Here is a 19,309-nt window from a genome sequence, read left to right on the forward strand (position 1 = left end):
ACTCAGCTCCCTACGTACGCGGCCAGGTGCCGGCCGGTCAGGGTCGAACCGTCTGCCACCAGATCGGAAGGTGTTCCCTCGAACACGACGAGGCCTCCGTCGTGGCCGGCACCCGGTCCGAGATCGATGATCCAGTCGGCGTGGGCCATGACGGCCTGATGGTGCTCGATCACGATCACCGACTTGCCGGAGTCGACCAGCCGGTCGAGCAACCCGAGCAGCTTGTCGACATCGGCGAGATGCAGCCCGGTGGTGGGCTCGTCGAGCACGTAGATCCCGCCCTTGTCGGCCATGTGCGTCGCCAGCTTGAGGCGTTGGCGTTCGCCACCCGACAGTGTGGTCAACGGCTGGCCGATCTCGAGGTATCCGAGCCCGACGTCGTTCAAGCGCTGCAGAATCTTGTGCGCCGGTAGCAGTTTGGCCGCGCCGTCGGCGAAGAACTCCTCGGCCTCGGCGACCGACATCGACAGCACCTCGTCGATGTTGCGTCCGCCGAAGTGGTACTCGAGTACCGATGCTTGGAATCGCTTGCCCTCGCACTCCTCGCACACCGTGGCGACGCCGGCCATCATCGCGAGGTCGCTGTAAATGACGCCCGCGCCGTTGCACGTCGGGCACGCGCCTTCGGAGTTCGAGCTGAACAGCGCGGGTTTGACGGCGTTCTCCTTGGCGAACGCCTTGCGGATCGGTTCGAGCAAGCCCGTGTACGTCGCGGGGTTGCTTCGCCGCGATCCACGTATCGCCCCCTGATCGACCGAGACCACGTCGTCTGTCCCCGAGAGCGATCCGTGAATGAGCGAACTCTTGCCCGAGCCTGCGACGCCGGTGACGACGACCAGCACACCGAGTGGAACGTCGACGTCCACTTCGCGGAGATTGTGGGAGTCCGCGCCGCGAATTTCGAGCACCTCGGAGAATTCGCGTACGGATTTCTTCAGCGCTGCCCGATCGTCGAAATGCCGACCGGTGACGGTGTCGCTCCGCCGTAAACCGTCGACGGTGCCCTCGAAACAGACGTGCCCGCCTGCGCTTCCCGCACCGGGACCCAGATCGACGACGTGGTCTGCGATGGAGATCGTCTCGGGCTTGTGCTCCACTACCAGCACGGTGTTTCCCTTGTCCCGCAGCTGAAGCAGCAGATTGTTCATTCGCTCGATGTCGTGGGGATGCAGGCCGGTGGTGGGCTCGTCGAACACGTACGTCACGTCGGTCAACGACGATCCCAGGTGACGAATCATCTTGGTGCGCTGAGCCTCTCCACCGGACAGTGTTCCCGAGGGACGATCGAGGCTCAGGTAACCGAGCCCGATCTCGACGAACGAGTCGAGGGTCTCACCGAGTGTGGTCAGCAGTGGTGCCACCGACGGCTCCTTCAGGCCGCCGACCCACTTCGCCAGGTCGCTGATCTGCATGGAACATGCGTCGGCGATGTTGATGCCCTCGATCTTCGACGACCGAGCGCCCTCGTTGAGTCGGGTGCCGTTGCAGTCGGGACATGTCGTGAAGGTGATCGCGCGTTCGACGAATGCGCGGATATGCGGCTGCATTGCGTCGACGTCCTTGGACAGGAACGATTTCTGGATCTGAGGCACGAGACCCGAGTAGGTCAGATTGATGCCCTCGACCTTGATCTTCGTCGGCTCGCGATAGAGCAGATCGTCGAGTTCCTTCTTCGTGTATTTCGAGATGGGCTTGTCCGGGTCGAAATACCCACAGCCGCGGAAAATGCGCCCGTACCAGCCTTCCATGCTGTAACCGGGGATCGTGATCGCACTCTCGTTCAATGACTTGTTCGCGTCGTAGAGCGCGGTGAGGTCGAAGTCGCTGACGGCGCCTCTGCCCTCGCAGCGCGGGCACATGCCACCGGTCACGGAAAAGGACTTCTTCTCGGTGGTCTGTCTGCCGCCCTTGTCCACTTTGTACGCGCCTGCACCGGACACCGATGCGACGTTGAACGAAAAAGCCTGTGCGGAGCCGATGTACGGCTTTCCGATTCGGCTGAACAGGATCCGGAGCATGGCGTTGGCGTCGGTCGCAGTGCCGACGGTGGAATGGGGATTGGCGCCCATGCGCTGTTGATCGACGATGATGGCCGTGGTGAGTCCGTCCATGACGTCGACATCCGGTCGGCCCAGCGTGGGCATGAATCCTTGAACGAAGGCACTGTAGGTCTCGTTGATCATGCGCTGTGATTCGGCCGCAATCGTACTGAAGACCAGCGAGCTCTTGCCGGAGCCGGAGACGCCGGTGAACACGGTCAGTCGGCGCTTGGGTAATTCGACATCGATGTCCTGAAGATTGTTCTGCCGCGCCCCCTGCACACGAATCAAATCGTGACTGTCGGCAGCATGCGGTGCCGAGCCCTGCGTGACCTTCTTCGTCGCCATGAGCAGTCAGGCTAGTCGTACCGGAACGTGCCTGCTTCTCGATTCCTGATCGATTCCGGTGGCCGACAGGGCAGCGTCGAGTCGTCTCAGATCTGCCGCCGAGGACTCCAGAAGTGGGCGTCGCACGGTCGCGTCGGAGATGACGCCGATCCTGGCGAGCGCGGCCTTGGCCATGACGGCTCCCTGCGTCGTGCGCATGACGGCATCGGTCAACGGCAGCAGTGACCGCTGTACTGCGTTCGCCCGGGGCAGGTCGCCCGCGCGGACCGCATCGATCAGCTCGGCGTAACGGTCTGCCACCACATTGCCGGTGACGCTGACCAGTCCTGTTGCACCGGAGGCTAGGTAGGGGAGCGCGAGTTCGTCGATTCCGCAGTAGTAGGCGAGGTCAGTCGAGGACATGACGGTCATGGCCTCGTACAGATCACCCTTCGCGTCCTTGACGGCACCGATGAGAGGGTGACGGGAGAGTTCCGCGAGCGTCGACGCCTCGATGGCCACACCTGTGCGCCCCGGGACGTCGTAGACCATGACGGGCAGCCCACCTGCCTCGGCAATGGCGACGATGTGCTCTGCGATGCCGGTCTGGGTGGGGCGCGAGTAGTACGGAGCGGTGATCAACAGTGCGTCGGCACCGGCTGCCGCTGCGGACCGAGCCATCTCGATCCCCGTGGAGGTGTCGTTGGTGCCGACTCCCGCGGTCACACGAAGAGCGTGATCGCGATGACGACGTGTCCGGGAAATCAGCTGCGAGATTTCGTGGCGCGTCAGGGTAGGTGCTTCTCCGGTCGTTCCGTCGACGACGACGCCATCACACCGTGTTGCCGACAGATGCGCGAGAAGGGCATCGACGCCCCCTCGGTCGAGCGATCCATCGGGGTGCATGGGGGTCGCCATGGCGACGACGTTCGTGCCGAAGCTCGTCGAGGCCGGCGACGCAGTGGTGATCATGGTCCGAGTGTGAACCGCCCGATAGATGAGGTCCAGCGATGCATTTTCGGTAATACTGCGTATTTTTGCTTAATGATCGATGTCAGTGCTCTGCACGCCCTGCGGGCCGTCGCAGCCCTGGGCACTCTTGCGCGGGCGGCCGACGAACTCGGCTACACCTCTTCGGCGATCTCCCAGCAGATCAAACGACTCGAACGGCAGATCGGTACCCCGGTGCTGGCGCAGGCCGGTCGGGGAGTCGTGCTCACCCCCGCAGGTCGGGCGGTGGTCGAGTCCGCGGGGGAGGTGTTCGACGCTCTCGAACGGTGCGTCGAGGCGGCTCGATCCGCAGACGAGGGCGTGCCACGTGGGGTCGTTCGGCTGGTCGGATTCTCGACCGCGGTGCGCGGCTTGCTGGCACCCGCGCTGGTCGAGCTGAATCGACGGTATCCGGATCTGACCGTGCACATCAGCGAGGAGGATCCGGATCGTGCACTGCACAGCGTGTATGCCGGTACCGCCGACCTGGCGTTGGTGCACGACGCAGACGGGGTATGGGTGCCCGCTCCTCCCTCGGTCGTTCGGCAACCGATTCACACGGACTTCGGCGACGTGATCATGAAGCGAACTCACCCCCTCGCTCGACGGAAGACCGCGTTGACCCATGCCGACCTCGCTCGGTACCCGTGGGTGACGAGCCCGGCCGGGACGGTATGTCACCAGTGGTTTCGTCGGCTGTTCGCCGAGGCGTCCGCCGAGGTCGACGTTCGCCATCTCGTCGACGACTTCTCCACGCAACTCGCGCTGGTCGAAGCCGACGATGTTCTCGCTCTGGTACCTCGCCTCGCGCGTCCGCTGCTCGGAGCCGGTCTCGTCGCGGTGCCGCTCGAGCACGCTCCCGCTCGTGAGGTGCAGGCTGCGTGGCGGCGCAGCGCCGACGCCAGCCCGGCCATTCATGCCGTGCTGGACGTCCTCGATGCGGCCTCGCGCTGAGTGGTCAGCAGCACCAGCCGTCCGGTCGCGCGTGTCATCGCCACGTACGTGTCGACGGCACCCTCGATTCCTGTCCCGAAGGAATCCGGGTCGATCAGAACGACCAGATCGAATTCGAGTCCCTTCGACAACTGCGGAGTCAGGGATCGGATTCGCTCCGACTCCGGAAATGCAGGATTGCCTATGACGCACGCGATTCCGGAGGGATTCGAGTCCAGCCATCGGTCGAGAATCGATGCCAGATCTGCCGTGTCTGCGTATTCGACGGGCACACCGGTGCTGCGGATGGAGACCGGAACATTGGCGTCCGGCAGCGCCGCGCGAATCACCGGCTCGGCCGCGGCCATGACTTCCCGCGGGGTGCGGTAATTGACACCGAGGGTGGCGATCCTCACCCGGTCGAGTCCGACCCGTCCGAGCCGTTCGACCCAGGACTCGGCGAACCCCTGCCGCGCTTGCGCCCGGTCTCCGACGATGGTGATGCTGCCCGACGGGCATCGTCGCAGGACCATCTGCCACTGCGCGTCGGTCAACTCCTGCGCCTCGTCGACGACGATGTGTGCGAACGGCCCCGCCGAGGGATCCGTCGGGATCTCCTCGAAGCCCGCCGAATCGACGAGTGCATCGCGAATTCCCTCCTGCCGCAACTGTGCAGCCATCATCTCGTCGTCGTCCGCGGCCATGAGTTCGTCGACCACGCGGTCCATTCGCGCACGCTCCGCAGCCGCGGCCAACTCGCGACGTCGAGTGCGGCGTGAATGCTCGGGATCTCCGAGCCGCATTCGTGCGGCGTCGAGCAGTGGCAGATCGGACACCGTCCACCGCGTCGGATCGGGTCGCTGGAGTGAACGAATCTCCTCGGGACCGAGCCAGGGTGCGCACCTACGGAGATACGCCGGAACGCTCCACAGATCTGCGACGAGGTCGGCAGCGTCGATGATCGTCCAGGATCGTTCGAGCTCCGTGCGCAGAGGCTCGTTGTTCTGCAACGACTTCCGTATCTCGGTTGGGTCCTCGTCACCGGCGTAGCGGTCGGACAGAATCGTCAGTAGCAGGTCCCAGACCTGTTCGCGAGCCTCGTTGTGCGCAGTGCCGGGATCGGGTGCCTCGAACGCCTCGGCCCAGTCGTCCGGCGTCAGCCTCAGGTCGGCCCACTCCGTCTCCACGATCATGTTCCGAGTCGGCGGCTGCTCGTAGAACGCAACGGCCGCCTCTATCGCCACGCTCATGTCGGCGGATGCCTTCAGCTGCGCGACAGCAGGATTCGGCTCTTCGACCACGTCCGTGCCTTCGGCGACGAGATCCCGGAGCGTGCAGGTCCGCACACCGTCCTCACCCAGACTCGGAAGGACGTCGGAGACGTAGGCGAGGTACGGCTCGTGTGGGCCGACGAACAGCACGCCGCCGCGGCTGTGTCCCAGACGCGATTCCGTGTACAGCAGATACGCCGTGCGATGCAGTGCGACCACGGTCTTCCCGGTTCCCGGGCCACCGTCGACGACCAGCGCGCCCCGGGCGTCCGCTCGAATGATGGCGTCCTGATCTGCTCGAACAGTGCCCAGCACGTCACGCATTCGCGGTGAACGTGCCGTACCCAGACTGGCGATGAAGGCAGACTGATCGTCGAGCGCAGCGTCGGTGATCGGTCCGGTCAGGTCGAACACCTCGTCCCAATAGTCGGTGATGGTGCCGTTCGTCCACCGATATCGTCGACGACTCCGCAGCCCCATGGGATTGGCGTGAGTGGCACCGAAGAAGGGTTCGGCCGCGGGGGAGCGCCAGTCGACGAGGAGTTGTTCACCCGATGTCCCCAACAATCCGAGTCGTCCGATGTATACCGGCTCGTCCGTACCGGAGGCCACGACTCGACCCAGGCACAGATCCACCCCGTACCGACGAAGTGAACGGAGACGTCCGCCCAACCTATGAATCTCGAAGTCCCGCTCCATCACCTCTCGGCCCATTCGGCCCGACGACTTCTGCGCGGCCGCGAGCTGCGCCGCGGTATCGGATCGAGACTTCTCGATGCTCGAGCGTATCGCGGAGAAGTGTCGTTCGTCGTGGCCGATCAGCGCTGGATCACGTTTGCGTGCGAGGCTGTCGGGTAGGGCGAAAATGCTTGGGTGCACATGCTTCACAGGACTCCGATCGAATGGTTCTCGGTTGCAGCGAGCCATTCTGAGCCCTGCACGGGGTCTTGCCGCAAGCCCCGGGGTGCGCTATATGTTGAAGGTGGAAAGGCGTGATCGTCGCTTTCCGATTCCTCCGCGATTCATTCGGCACCGAGAAGCAGATCGGCGATGGCACCGGCACCGACCGGCCGGCCCAAGAGGTATCCCTGCGCGAAGTCGCAGCCGGTAGCGGCCAGTGCCTCCAGTTGCTCCTCGGTCTCGACGCCCTCGCCGACGACGGTGACGTCGAATGCGCGTGCCAGTGCCACGATGGCCGAGACGATCGCGCGAGCTCTGGGAGCGGGCAGCCGAGCTATGTACGACTTGTCGATCTTGAAGCACTCGAACATGGGGTAGCGGTCGAGATACGACATGGAGCTGTGGCCTTTACCCATGTCGTCGAGGAGCAGAGCCACACCCATCGCGTGCAGGGCAGAGACGGTGTCGGCCACGCGTTCGGTGTCCGCGACCCACACGGTTTCGGTCACTTCGAGTCCGAGAGCGAAGGCAGGCAGTCCTGTCTCTGCGAGTATGGAAGCGACCTCGGCGGGAAAGTCGGGATCGCGGAGTTGCAGCGCGCTGACGTTGACGCGAACCACGATGTCGGAGAACGTCCGCCATCGCGCCGCGGCCGTGCATGCGGTACGCAGCGCCCATGCGCCCAATGGTGTTGCAAGACCTGTTCTTTCGGCGACGCCGACGAACTCGCTCGGTTCGATGGGCCCGAGCTCATGGTGATTCCAGCGGGCGAGTGCCTCCACCGCGACGATGTTCCGCGACGCGATGTCCACCAACGGTTGGTACGCGAGAGTGAGCTCGTCGGCGCGCAGCGCCGCTCGCAGATCTATCGACAGTGACCTGATGCGATCCGCGTCGTAGAGATCGGTGGGATCGAAAACGGCATGCCCGCCGGTCCCACTGTCCTTCGCGCGGTACATGGCCAAGTCGGCGCGGTGGATCAGCTCGTGCCGAGTCGAATTCGGTTCGGAAACCGCGATACCGATGCTGGCGCTCAAGGGGATGGGCACGTCCTCGGCCGAGAAGGGAACCGCAATGGAACTCGTGATGTGTCGCGCCAATTCCTCTGCATGAGCCACGCTGTCCACACCCTCGCAGACGATCAGGAATTCGTCGCCGCCCAGGCGCGCGATGGTGTCGGCGGCTCGGATCGCCGAGGCGAGCCGTTCGACGAACTTGACCAGCGCCCTGTCTCCGGCGTCGTGTCCCAAGCTGTCGTTGATGATCTTGAAGTCGTCGATGTCGAGCAGCAGAAGAGCCACGGTGCCGGACTGTTGTCTCGCGCGGTTCAGTGCCGAATCGATGACCTCGTATGCGAGGGTGCGGTTGGGTAGACCGGTCAGGGCATCGTGCGTACTGCGTCGTCGCAGTTGAAGTTCGAGGTCGATGCGTCGTATGGCCGCGGATACGATGCCGGCCACCGAACTGAGGAACGACACCTCTTCGTCGCGGTAGAGACGGGCCTCGACGCTGTGAATGGAGAGAACTCCCCACGCTTTTCCGGCAGCGGTGAAGATGGGAACTCCGACGCCGCTGCGCAGGCCGAGCGAGATCATCGTGTCGGTCCGGAATCGATTCTCGGTGTGACAGTCGTTGCACACGACAGGCTCCGAGAGGGTCAGGGCGAGTCCCACCAACGAACCGTCCCCGGAGGGAATGTCCTGACGCATACCGAGTACACCGCTGGCCGCGTCCATGGTCAAGTACGGGTCGGAAGGGTGCTCGAGGTGGGCGATGGCAGAGTTTCCCACGCCGATCAGGGTGGCTGCGGTGGCGGTTGCTGCGGTGAGCAAACTGGGTAGCTCGGCGATGACGGCGAACCGGCTCAGATCGGCCAGAGCCTTCTGCTCCTGAGCATGACGACCGGCGACCACTGCATCGGCCGCGATCCTGGCATTGCGCTGCTCCACCGTATGTCGGTGCCGAATGGTGGATGCCACCACGTCGGCACCGCCGTCGTCACGAGGGATCACATAGGACGACACCACCACTGGCATGCCGGTCCCGGTCACGTGATGGCGCAGCTCGCAGTACCCCTCCCATTTGCCTTCGGAGAGCAGCCCGGCGGCGATGTCGTCGGTGAGATCGACTCCGTCTGAGGTGAGCAGTTCCAAGGCCGAGAGTTGGCCGATATCGGCCACGTCATCGAGTCCGATCAGGGTTGATCCTGCGGGATTGATGTACAGAATTCTCCCCGTGAAGTCGGACAGCGCAACGAAGTCCGGAGAACGTTCCAGGAAGGATCGAAGACTCACCGGATCGTCCGGGAGATCGAACATCGGCCCTCCGATCCGTTTCGCTCGGGATACGAGCGCATCGCACCCATGTTATTCGTGGTTCACGTTCCAAGGGTACGAACACGGCGTAGACCTGTGTGGGCGGGGCGGACGGATTCGCTCGTCGCCGCTCGTCGGTCTGTCCACCATGGGCGTCGAGGGGACGTTCATCGACGAAGATCGCCACGTCGCCCACCATCGTGACCTCGACCCGCTCGAGTCTGTCGGACGGCGGAACGGTCACCACACCACCGTCCTGTACTCGACACGAACGCGACCGAAGAATCGATGACGTCCCCGGAGAGGAACGCAGCTGATCGTGACAACGATCTCGCAGTCGTCCCACACGGTCTTTGGCCGAGCGGGCTCACGGTGTCGATCACCTGGGTGGACGCCGACGTCGAACTGACGGTGCGCTTCGCGCTGTCGAGTGTCATGACGCCCGAGAATTCGTGAGCGTTGCAGGGGGCGAGACTGCAGTCCAAACTGGGACCCATCATGACGAACTACGATCTGCGCGCGAATCCACGAAAACTGCGGCCGCGTCCTGCGGTCCCGCGCGAGGCTGCGATCGAACTGACGTCCAGCGGGGTGCCTGTTTCCGAGCGTGACTTCTTCATCGAGGAATTCCGCGGGGTCACGATCGTGATTGCCCTTCCCGTGTTGAGCATCGCTGCGCTCGAGGCAGTGAAACGAACGGTCGGGGAGTTCGGTCCTGGTGATACGCGATTCATTTTCGTGGTTCCGGTCGACCACGTTCCGCAAGTCGCCGCCGCAGTCAATGGTGTGGCCATGGCGAGTGGAACTGTCTGGAACGACGAGTCCGTCGCCCGTCTGTGGCTCGCCATCGCAGACTCGGAATGCGTCGTGATCGGGGCGGAGGCAACCGCGGTCGCGCGCACCGCAGGCACCGTGTCTGCGAGCGTGCGGGCTTCGAAGATGGTTCTGACCGACCCGGGAGGAGGTTGGGGCGATCCTCCTCGCAGCTTCGCCGATTTGGACCTGCACCGCGAGCGTCTGGTCGCTCATCTGGCCGAACGGGGTCTCGACGATTTTCCGTCCGCGGCCGAGGCGGCACTTGCCTGCGGTGCATACAGCGTAAACCTTTGCCGCGGCGAGGATCTCGAGTTCGAGCTGTTCACATTCGACGGCCGGGGGACCGTCCTCACCCAGGGCCGCTACCTCCACTTGGCGTCCTTGCAGGTCGACGATTTCCCTGCAATCGAATCGTTGGTCGCACAGGGAGTGCGAGAAGGAGTTCTCAAGCAGCGCAGTCGGATAGAGATTGCCAGGATGGCGGTCGGAGGACTCGGTGCGCGGGTACTGCGTACCGGGCACCTCGCCGGTATCGTCGGGCTGGAGATAGACCGTTACGCAGGAACGGGATTCGCTGAAGTGTCGGGTCTGATCACGGTCGCCGAGTTCTCCGGACTGGGAGCGGGTGGCCTGCTGATGGACGGACTGTTGGAGGAGTGCCGCACGAGGGGCATCGCAAACCTTTTTGCGGTCACCGTCAGCAGTGAAGCCGCGGAGTTCTTCGTCAAACGCAATTTTGTCGAAGTAGGGCACCGGGATGTCCCTGCGGCGAAATGGGATGACTACGACGCCCATCGACTCGAGGCTGCGCGGTGTTTTCTTCGATCCGTCTAGACGGATCCCTATGAACAGTCACGGGGCAGCGCCTGCACTCGGTCCGGTTGCGACTACTTGACATAATGTTGATTATCGGCAAAAATGGCCCAGCTCGGAAGCTGACCGGCCGGTCGGCACGGCCGTCCGGTTCGTGTGAGTCGAAATGTACGGGTGTGTCGGCGTCCACTCTTCCACCGGCGTGCGCGCAGTTTTCGAGCGTCGCGTCGGCCATCCGCCGTCGGCCGGCTCGGCTCTTCGCTGTGATTGGATGACGTGCGTATCCCACCTGATCCAGGCCACCTCTCGGGCCGCTCCTGGGTCGGCCCCGTTTTCACTACTACGAAACGTCACAGTGACGTTTCGAGGTGATGCGGCGGGAGCTGGAATCTTCTCAGTGCGACGGTGATCATGTCGAAAACGGTCATTTCGATCGGTATTGGCTGAACGAGTGGTCGAAGAGCACGTTTCTGCTACTGTCCGTGAAATTGCTCGGTGCAGATACCAGCCGAAGGTCACCCGATGTGCGCCGTTCGTCCGTTCATCTCGGCCTCGGGTCGACGTGTGTCGTCGCAACAGCGCGCGGACGGTTCGGTGGCGGGGCTGTTGGATCTGGACGCGACTCGAACTCGCGTCATTCGATTACTCGTCGGCTCGGGGACGTTGTCGATCGGTCTCATCGGTTTACTGAGCGCACCGTCCGAGGAATACAGCGGTTGGCGAGTACATGCGGTGGTAGCAATCAGCCTGACCGCGTTTCCGGTCGCGTTGCGTTGGTTCTTCGGTCGATGGCCGGGACCGCGTCTGCTGACTGCATTCATCGTGTATTCGGATGTATCGATCGCCGCCGGTCTGTTGTTGAAGGACACGACAATGACTGCGATCGGCGGCACGGTACTCTTCGCCGTCATCACCACTCTGGCTGTGGTGGCGGTGCCGCTACTCCCCTGTCTCGTGCACATCGTTTTCGCCACCGGCGTCCTTGCGGTGGTGGCCGTACTCACCGTGCACGCGGACGTCGCCAGCGGCTGGGTCGTTGCCGCACACAGTATGACCATGCTGTTGATGTTCGCGTCTCCGCTCATTCTGATGGTGTACGTGAGCGAGCTCAGATCTCGGGCGCGGGAGTCGCTGGTGGACCCGCTGACCGGCCTGCACAACCGTCGCGGGCTGTTCGCTGCAGTAGCTGCTACCGCGATGACGACGCCGGATGTGGAACCGAAGGTGATATGCGCCGTCGCCGCCGATGTCGACGGGATGAAGGGTGTCAACGACAGCTACGGACATCACACCGGCGACGCGGTTCTCGTCGATGTGGCCCAGCACATGCGAGCGCTGGCGGCCAACCGCTGGATCGTCGCACGACTGGGCGGTGACGAGTTCGCGTGCATCGCCGTCGGGCGACCTGCCGACCTCGCCGACCGAACTGCAGAGCTCGTGGAGCGCCTCGGACGGGCCCGGATGTTGTCCGGACTCACCGTCAGTGTCGGGTCGGCAGTGGTACCCGTCGACGCGGACAGTGATGTGCGGCAGTCCGCACACGACGTACTCCGCATCGCGGACTCGGAGATGTATCGAGCGAAACGCAGTCGCTGGCCGGCGTGAGAGCAGACACCGAGCGAATTTGTCGTCACCGCAACGTCATCGAGTTTTCAGATACCACCGTGGGAGTGCCACCCACAACGTGAGGAGAAGGGTCAGAGCGACCAGTGCCGCTACGATGCCGACGAGCGGACCGACCACGAAGTCGAACGTGAGAGCCACTACTCCCACCAGTGCGATGCCGAGCATGAACAGGCCTGCGATCGCGAGTCGGTTGCCGACCCGTACGAGTACATCGATTTCTTTGTGACGGAACAGAATTCGGTGCATTCCCACCGGCGCAATCAGCAGGATGGTTGCAACGATCGACGCACTGACGGTGATCAGATACACCGCTCGGCCGAATGTGGACACGTCGTCGAACCGTTGTTGGAACGGCAGGGTCAGGAGAAATCCGGTCAACAGCTGAACCCCGGTCTGTTCGACGCGCAGTTCCTGAAGTAACCCGAGCCAGTTCCTGTCGAGCTGCTGAGTCGGCGTCTCTCCCCTGGCCCGTGCATTCCACTCGGCATTGGGAGGTATCGACCGATCGGTCACGGGCTCTCCTTGTGTGTTGCCGGTTCGGTCACCGGTCGGGTGACGCCGTCGACGGCGGGTGTACCACGATCGTCGGCGAGAGCGTCGTTGCCCTGGACCGGGGACGCATGGCCAACCTGGTCCGCCAGCTCCAAGCCCGCTCCCGCGTAGACGTTGAAGGCGATGTCGACACCGTGATCCCTGGCCCACTGCACTTCGTCGTCGTAGCGCGCGACAGCAGCGACCGTGCCACTGAACCCGGATTCGCGCAGACAGGCGAGGGCAGTGACGTTGGCGCCGTGACGCGGCATCGCCAGCACCGCGATTCGAACCGACTCGGAGTGGCGTAGTTGGTTCCAGAAGTCCAGGTCGGTCGCGTCGCCTTCGATCACTCGCAGGCCCTGGTCGGCGAGTCGGCGAATGCGTGGCCCGTCGTAGTCGACACCCACCACACCGAGGCGGTAGTGGTCGGTCAGCCGCTGATACGCCGCGAACCCGACACGCCCCATCCCGATCACGACGACCTCTGCATCGCCGGCGTCACCGGAACGTTCCTCCGGATGCAGACTGTTCTCGTCCTGCTCGGGCAAACGAGTCGCAATCTTCTCGACCATCAGGTGCCCTCGTCCGTTGACCAGCGCCGACGCCACGAAGCTCAGGGCCACGGCTATCGACATCTCGACCAGCCATGCCGGTGCCAGCAGGCCGGTCGTCACTCCGACCGAGACGACGATCAATCCGAATTCCGAATAGTTCATCAGGCTCAACCCGGCAAGGAGAGCTGTTCGATATCGCAACTTCATCAGGGCGAACAGCGCGAGATACAGCACGGACTTGAGCGGCAACAGAAACACCATCAGCAGTGCGACGCCGAGACTGGGCAGGTCGGGTAGACCGGACAGACCGATCGAGACGAAAAAGCCGACCAGCAGCAGTTCCTTGATGTGGAACAACGATCGAGACAGCTCGGACGATGCCGGATGCGACGCCAGCAGCACACCGATGATCAGTGCACCCAGGTCTCCTTTGAGACCCAGTGCGGAGAACAGCGCGTAACCGGGCACCAGCGCCATCACGATGCCGAAGAGGGATTGCATCTCACCGTGACCCAGTCCGCTCCATACTCGTCGGAGGATGCGAGTGACGGGCCACAGCAGCACCAGCATCAGCGCCCAGGGACTGGGCAGCGTGCCGCTGGTGACGGTCAGGAACACCACGGCGACGATGTCCTGCATCACCAGGACACCGATCGCCACCCGTCCGTAGAGGGCGTGTGACTCCCCTCGCTCCTCGAGGACCTTGACCACGAAGACGGTGCTCGAGAACGACATGGCGAAGGCGAGCAATGCGATCGTCATCAGGCTCTGCCCGGACAGCATGGCCAACCCCGCCACGGCAGCCAGCCACAGAACGGTGGTACCGACCACGACGCTGATCACCAGATGCACCGAGGTGGTCAGCCACACTTCCCGGCGCAGCAGAATACGAACGTCGAGCTTGAGACCGATTGCGAACAACAGCAGCGTCACACCCAGATCAGCGAGCAGCTCGAGCTGGGGCACCTCACCGACGTCGAGTGCATTGACGACGAAACCGGCAGCCAGAAATCCGACCAGTGGAGGCAGCCGTACCACCATGGCAAGTCCACCCAAACCGAAGGCGATGACGAGGTAGATCGCGGCAACTGTCATGCACGGTCCCTTTGCTGGTGGGCTGCAACCGGATCTCCAACGGATCGTTCGACATCGGCACATGCCGTCGGAGTGTCCTCAGTATCCCGGCAAGACCGCGATTTCACAGCGCACGAGGCTCGACAGGAACGGCGGTCGACGAAGCGGATTGCTTCGTCGACCGCCGTTCCTACGTGATACTTCGGCTGGGAACTCTCAGAGCTCGAACTCGGCCGGATCGATTCCGACCGCGAAGCACGCGTTGCGCACTGCGGCCTTCTCGTGATCGTCGAAATGGCCGTCTGCGCCGCCGATGATGATGCCGATCTGGATGACGGCTCGTGCTTGGTCGGGCTTCGATTTCAGTTTGCCGATCGTGGCTGTCGCCTCGACCTTCCCAAAATCGAAATCTCCCTGCAGCTTGTCGCAGTACCAGTCGAATTTCTGCCGAAGTTCGTCGGGCTCGAACACTCGCAGTGCCTCGTTACCGGCGATGAGAGATGCCGTCTTCTGGCGCTCGGCAGGATCGATGGTGCCGTCGGCCGCCGCGATCAGGGCGCACATGGCCATGCTGCCGTTGGCGAATTCCTTGTTCTTGAACTGGCTGGTCTTCGTCTGCAGCTGGCCGTTCAATTCCTGTGCCTTGGACTTGAGTTGATCCCAGAACGCCATGGAGCTCCTCACTAGGTGGTACTCGCCCGCACAGTCGCGCGGGCTTCGACCATTGTCCACGTAGTCCGTGAACTGGAGAGGAACTCCAGCTCAGCGCAGCCGTTCTGCATCGTGCGCCTTGGCCAACAGTTCGACGCACAGTCGGTGCAATTCGGCGGCGTCGGCACCCTCCGTCACCGCAGTGCTGACGTCCTCGGCAGCACACCGAACTTCGAACGCTCTGTCGGCCGCCGCCGATACCTCCTCGGCGGTCAACACGACAGCGTCGTCGGGAATCGACGTCCCTTTGGTCGCGCTGCGTTGCTCGTAGGCGCGTTGACGGCACGATTGACGGCAGTACCGCCGCTTCCGGCCGGTTCCGGAATCGGCGACCGGGCGTCCGCACCAGGTGCATGTCTGGTCGCGGCGGGTTCTGACGGACATGGTCGTTCAGCCTACTGCGGCCGCGAGGTAAGATCGCCCGATAAGCTGCGCCGATCGGACCGCGCCTGGACCCATCGGCTCGGGAACGAACCGGCGTGCGGCGACGTTGTAGATCAGTGGGTAGACGGTGTAGTTCGAAGTCGACGGATGGCTTCGGCGCACGTACCTACTATCGATGGAGAGGACTTCACCATGGCAGATCGTGTACTTCGAGGTAGTCGGCTGGGAGCGGTCAGTTACGAGACCGACCGTGATCACGACCTGGCACCCCGCCGCGTTGCGCGCTACCGGTGCGACAACGGCGAAGAGTTCGACGTACCGTTCGCCGACGATGCCGAGATTCCGGGTACCTGGGCATGCCGCAACGGCCTGGAAGGGTCGCTGATCGAAGGCACCGCGCCGGAGGCCAAGAAGGTCAAGCCTCCCCGCACCCACTGGGACATGTTGCTCGAGCGTCGCTCGGTCGACGAGCTCGAAGAACTCCTCAAGGAACGCTTGGACCTGCTGAAGGTGAAGCGCCGCGGGGCATGACCGTCGCCGCTCACTGCACCGCCTGATTGGAAACAATCCGGCGGTGCAGTTTTTTTGTGCTATTCGAACCTGCTGAATGTTTCGATGTGCTTTGTCGCATTAATTGTCCACCGAACGAGGATTCCAATACGATCGACTGGCGGTGTCAGAGTCCGAGGTGACATCATCGAGTATCGGTTGTCACACAAGTGGACGATTCGTGAACGGTTGCCGTAACAGTTATCGGACAATATCGATAAACAGCAGGCACCGGAGTCGAATAAACCAGGGGGCATCAACACGTGAGCCAGGATTCTGATCAGCGCTCGACCGACGCCTTGCGTACGGCGGCCTCCGATGCGAAATCGGAAGGTCATCGCGCAGTCGGCGAGCAGAAGCTTGCGGAGTTGAGGCGCGAGTTGGACGGAATCGACGAGGTTCTGCGCGCTGCAATTCGAGACCGCATCGATGTGTGTGTACGAGTTGCACACGTAAAACGTGAACATGACATTCCGATGATGCAACCAGGCCGCGTCGGACTGGTGACCGAACGAGCACGAGAATTCGCGTCGGCCAATGGACTGTCTCCCGATTTTCTCGAAGATCTGTATCGATCGATGATTGCAGAGGCATGTCGCGTCGAGGATTCGATCATCGATTCTCCGACGCCCGGGCCCGGCCTCGACAGTGAACGGTAGAAGCACTCCGATGACGATCCATACGCTCCTGGTGGACAATTACGATTCGTTCACCTACAACCTGTACAGCCTTCTGACCGAGGTGAACGGCCGACCGCCCACTGTGGTCAAGAACGACGTCGAGTGGACGTCGCTGAATTTCGACGCCTACGACAACGTCGTGATCTCGCCCGGTCCCGGGCGTCCGGATGTGGAGCAGGACTTCGGGATCAGTGCCCGCGTGATACCCGAGTCGGGTCTACCGATACTCGGCGTGTGCCTCGGGCATCAGGGTCTGTGCCATCTGTTCGGTGGCAGTGTCGATCTCGCGCCCGCGCCGATGCACGGCAGGATCACCGACATCACCCATACGGGTGTGGATCTGTTCGAAGGGATTCCGTCGCCGTACTCCGTGGTGCGATATCACTCGCTCGTCGTGACCCGCACCCCTGCCGACTTCGAGGAAGTCGCGTGGACGCCCGACGGACTGGTCATGGCTGTTCGTCACCGCAGTAAGCCCATGTGGGGAGTTCAGTTCCATCCCGAGTCGATCAGCACCGAATACGGCCGCGAACTACTCGCCAATTTCCGCGATCTGACGTTGGCTCGATCGAGCGCATCGAGTGCTGCGCGTACTCAGGATTCGATGTTCACCATCGAAACACGTTCGCTGGAAGGAGCATTCGACTCCGAGCAGGTCTTCGAAGCTCTGTTCGCGGACGGCTCGAAGAGTTTCTGGCTGGACGGCAGCGCGGCTCTCGAACCCGACTGCAGATTCACCGTCATGGGCGACTGCTCGGGTCCCCATGCGGAGTACGTGACCTATTCGGTTGCCGAGACCACGGTGACCGTGCAAGGTTCAGACGGTACGACCGAGCGCGTTCACTCGACGTTCTTCGACTACATCGACGACCGTTTACGAGAGCGGGCCACTCCCCCTCGGCACGACCTACCGTTCGCTTTCGGTCTCGGTTACGTGGGGTACCTGGGCTACGAACTCAAGGCCGACACCGGTGGGCAACTGGTGCACACCTCTGCGACTCCCGACGCGTCGATGGTCTTCGCAGACCGCGCGTTGGTGTTCGACCACGAGGCAGGCACCCTCTATCTGATGGGGTTGGCGACCACCCCCGGGGATCCTGTGTTGGCGACGTGGTTCGACTCGGTCACCGATACCCTGCATGGTCTGTCCCGAAAGGTCGCCCCCGACAACCGTCCGGGTGTGCCCGCCTCCGGCACTCCCCTGCTCGGAGCCGATCGGTCGCTCGAACCCCGCCTACGCCACGACCGTGCCCACTACCTCGATCTGATTTCCCAGTGCCTTGCCGAGATCCGTTCCGGTGAGACGTACGAGGTCTGTTTGACCAACACGGCGACCGTGGCCGGTTCCATCGACGCGACCGCCACCTACTCGTACATGCGTGAAATCAACCCCACTCCGTACAGCGCCCTGCTGAAGTTCCCCGAGCTGTCGGTGTTGAGTGCGTCTCCGGAACGCTTCCTGCGCATCGACGCCGACCGCATAGTCGAGTCGAAGCCGATCAAGGGAACTCGTCCTCGCGGAGCCACCGCGCAGGAAGACAACGCACTGAAGGCCGATCTCGTCGCGAACGAGAAGGACAAGGCCGAAAACCTGATGATCGTGGACCTGGTGCGCAACGACCTCGCCCAGGTCTGCGTGCCGGGGTCGGTGCACGTGCCGAAGCTGTTCGATGTCGAAACCTATGCTCCCGTACACCAATTGGTCTCGACGGTTCGTGGGCGCCTACGCGACGACGCGTCGGCCGCGGACTGTATCCGCGCTGCGTTTCCGGGTGGATCGATGACTGGAGCTCCGAAGATCCGCACGATGGCGATCATCGACAAACTCGAAGACGGACCGCGGGGGGTGTACTCGGGTGCTATCGGTTACTTCTCGATCACCGGCACCGCGGATTTCTCGATCGTCATCCGCACGATCGTGGCCACCGAACACGAAGTGACGTACGGCGTCGGCGGCGCGATCGTCGCTCTCTCCGATCCCGACGAGGAGTTCGAGGAGACCATGGTCAAGGCTGTGTCGATGCGCCGCGCGCTGACCGGAAGAACCGAAAACAGCGGGTAGGGCATTGACGCCCTACCCGCTGTTCGACACTCCCCGACTCGGGGTCGACGTGCCTACGGAGTGGTGAAGTACTCGAACACTGCAGGCTGAGCCTGCGGGTTTCCGTTGCTGGTACCGATGACTGCGCCCGCGACCGTACCGATGACGGTTCCGATGATGCACCCGGAGATGAAGTTCGGGAAGATCGACACACAGCCGATGGCGAAACCGAGGCCTGCGCCGATCGCCGTGCCGACACCACCACCGTTGTTCCAGCCGATCGCGAGCTGGTTGACCATGTTGTCGAACGCCTGCTGCTTGGTCCGCGGACCGGCGACATCGGCGACGGGAACCGTCTGCGGAGTCAATGTCAGTTCGCGACCCTCGGCACCGATCAGCGGTGCGATCGAGTAGACGGTGCCGTTGACGGTGTACTCCAGCGGGACAGATGCAAGCGTGGCACCGGCCTGGTCGATGACGGACACGGTCTCGCTTGTGGCGTCGACCCGGAACAGTCCGGCATCGAGGATGGTCGTGACCGTTCCGTCGGGGTTGACCGACGTCTCGTAGTTCACCGTGTCCGACGACGGGTCTGCCACAGCATGGCCCGCTCCGGTGGCCACCGCAGCGGTCAACGCCACCGCTACCGTTGCTGTTCTGATCAGTTTCACTTATGTCCCCTGGTGTTGGTTATTCGCCTTCGGCGGCATTCGTGCCGAATGCCGATGGTATTCGCAGATGTGCTCTTCGAC

Annotated in this window: 16 protein-coding genes; 7 read left to right on the forward strand and 9 right to left on the reverse strand. The window is 63.0% G+C overall.

All coding sequences use genetic code 11. From position 1 onward, the window contains the following. Positions 1-2: 2 nt before the first annotated feature. A complete protein-coding gene (locus tag CH306_RS21315) occupies positions 3-2,387 on the reverse strand; it encodes an ATP-binding cassette domain-containing protein (RefSeq protein WP_094647890.1) in 2,385 nt (794 codons plus the stop codon). 6 nt (positions 2,388-2,393) lie between these two features. Continuing rightward, positions 2,394-3,338 (reverse strand): 4-hydroxy-tetrahydrodipicolinate synthase, encoded by a 945-nt coding sequence (gene dapA, locus CH306_RS21320; protein ID WP_094647891.1) that lies wholly within the window; start codon positions 3,336-3,338, stop codon positions 2,394-2,396. 72 nt (positions 3,339-3,410) lie between these two features. Between dapA and CH306_RS21325 the strand changes: the two genes are divergently transcribed. Further along, entirely contained in the window at positions 3,411-4,310 is a 900-nt protein-coding gene (locus CH306_RS21325) for a LysR family transcriptional regulator (protein WP_094647892.1), read from the forward strand. Here CH306_RS21325 and helR read toward each other — a convergent pair. Together helR and CH306_RS21335 are read right to left on the reverse strand one after the other, a co-directional pair. Beyond that, a complete protein-coding gene (gene helR, locus CH306_RS21330) occupies positions 4,271-6,448 on the reverse strand; it encodes an RNA polymerase recycling motor ATPase HelR (protein ID WP_094647893.1) in 2,178 nt (725 codons plus the stop codon). The genes CH306_RS21325 and helR overlap by 40 nt on opposite strands. A 134-nt stretch (positions 6,449-6,582) precedes the next feature. After that, positions 6,583-8,778 carry a sensor domain-containing protein gene (locus CH306_RS21335; RefSeq protein ID WP_094647894.1) on the reverse strand — a complete coding sequence of 732 codons (2,196 nt, stop codon included), beginning with the start codon at positions 8,776-8,778 and terminating at the stop codon, positions 6,583-6,585. Positions 8,779-9,063: 285 nt separating this feature from the next. On the opposite strand from CH306_RS21335, the gene CH306_RS29175 reads away from it, so the two are divergent. The 3 genes from CH306_RS29175 (at position 9,064) to CH306_RS21345 (ending at position 12,009) form a co-directional block, all read left to right on the forward strand. Then, positions 9,064-9,231, forward strand: coding sequence for a hypothetical protein (locus tag CH306_RS29175; protein ID WP_179272733.1), 168 nt, complete (start codon positions 9,064-9,066; stop codon positions 9,229-9,231). 42 nt (positions 9,232-9,273) lie between these two features. Further along, complete coding sequence (locus CH306_RS21340) at positions 9,274-10,425, forward strand: GNAT family N-acetyltransferase (RefSeq protein WP_094648000.1); 1,152 nt, start codon at positions 9,274-9,276, stop codon at positions 10,423-10,425. Positions 10,426-10,926: 501 nt separating this feature from the next. Next, positions 10,927-12,009: a GGDEF domain-containing protein gene (locus tag CH306_RS21345; RefSeq protein WP_094647895.1), complete on the forward strand. Its 1,083-nt coding sequence runs from the start codon at positions 10,927-10,929 to the stop codon at positions 12,007-12,009. Between the two features lie 36 nt (positions 12,010-12,045). On the opposite strand, the gene CH306_RS21350 is transcribed toward CH306_RS21345, so the two are convergent. The 4 genes from CH306_RS21350 to CH306_RS21365 form a co-directional block, all read right to left on the reverse strand. Continuing rightward, the gene (locus tag CH306_RS21350) at positions 12,046-12,543 is read right to left on the reverse strand and encodes a DUF6328 family protein (protein WP_032398097.1); all 498 of its coding nucleotides are present in this window, start codon (positions 12,541-12,543) and stop codon (positions 12,046-12,048) included. Beyond that, positions 12,540-14,213: a cation:proton antiporter family protein gene (locus CH306_RS21355; protein WP_094647896.1), complete on the reverse strand. Its 1,674-nt coding sequence runs from the start codon at positions 14,211-14,213 to the stop codon at positions 12,540-12,542. The genes CH306_RS21350 and CH306_RS21355 overlap by 4 nt, the downstream gene beginning before the upstream one ends. A gap of 195 nt (positions 14,214-14,408) precedes the next feature. Beyond that, positions 14,409-14,864, reverse strand: a complete 456-nt coding sequence (locus CH306_RS21360) for a tellurite resistance TerB family protein (RefSeq protein ID WP_032398482.1) — start codon at positions 14,862-14,864, stop codon at positions 14,409-14,411. A gap of 90 nt (positions 14,865-14,954) precedes the next feature. Then, entirely contained in the window at positions 14,955-15,287 is a 333-nt protein-coding gene (locus CH306_RS21365) for a hypothetical protein (protein WP_032398096.1), read from the reverse strand. A 192-nt stretch (positions 15,288-15,479) separates the two neighbouring features. Between CH306_RS21365 and CH306_RS21370 the strand changes: the two genes are divergently transcribed. From CH306_RS21370 to pabB, 3 genes are all read left to right on the forward strand, one after another. Next, positions 15,480-15,818 (forward strand): RNA polymerase-binding protein RbpA, encoded by a 339-nt coding sequence (locus CH306_RS21370; protein WP_027497120.1) that lies wholly within the window; start codon positions 15,480-15,482, stop codon positions 15,816-15,818. 281 nt (positions 15,819-16,099) lie between these two features. After that, positions 16,100-16,495 (forward strand): chorismate mutase family protein, encoded by a 396-nt coding sequence (locus CH306_RS21375; protein WP_230597022.1) that lies wholly within the window; start codon positions 16,100-16,102, stop codon positions 16,493-16,495. A 10-nt stretch (positions 16,496-16,505) separates the two neighbouring features. Then, on the forward strand, positions 16,506-18,578 hold the full coding sequence (gene pabB / locus CH306_RS21380; protein WP_094647897.1) for an aminodeoxychorismate synthase component I: 2,073 nt from the start codon (positions 16,506-16,508) through the stop codon (positions 18,576-18,578). A gap of 53 nt (positions 18,579-18,631) precedes the next feature. On the opposite strand, the gene CH306_RS21385 is transcribed toward pabB, so the two are convergent. After that, positions 18,632-19,228: a hypothetical protein gene (locus CH306_RS21385; RefSeq protein ID WP_032398095.1), complete on the reverse strand. Its 597-nt coding sequence runs from the start codon at positions 19,226-19,228 to the stop codon at positions 18,632-18,634. Positions 19,229-19,309 lie beyond the last annotated feature (81 nt).

The sequence above is a fragment of the Rhodococcus sp. 15-725-2-2b genome (genome assembly GCF_002259075.1).
In the GTDB taxonomy this organism is placed as follows: domain Bacteria; phylum Actinomycetota; class Actinomycetes; order Mycobacteriales; family Mycobacteriaceae; genus Rhodococcoides.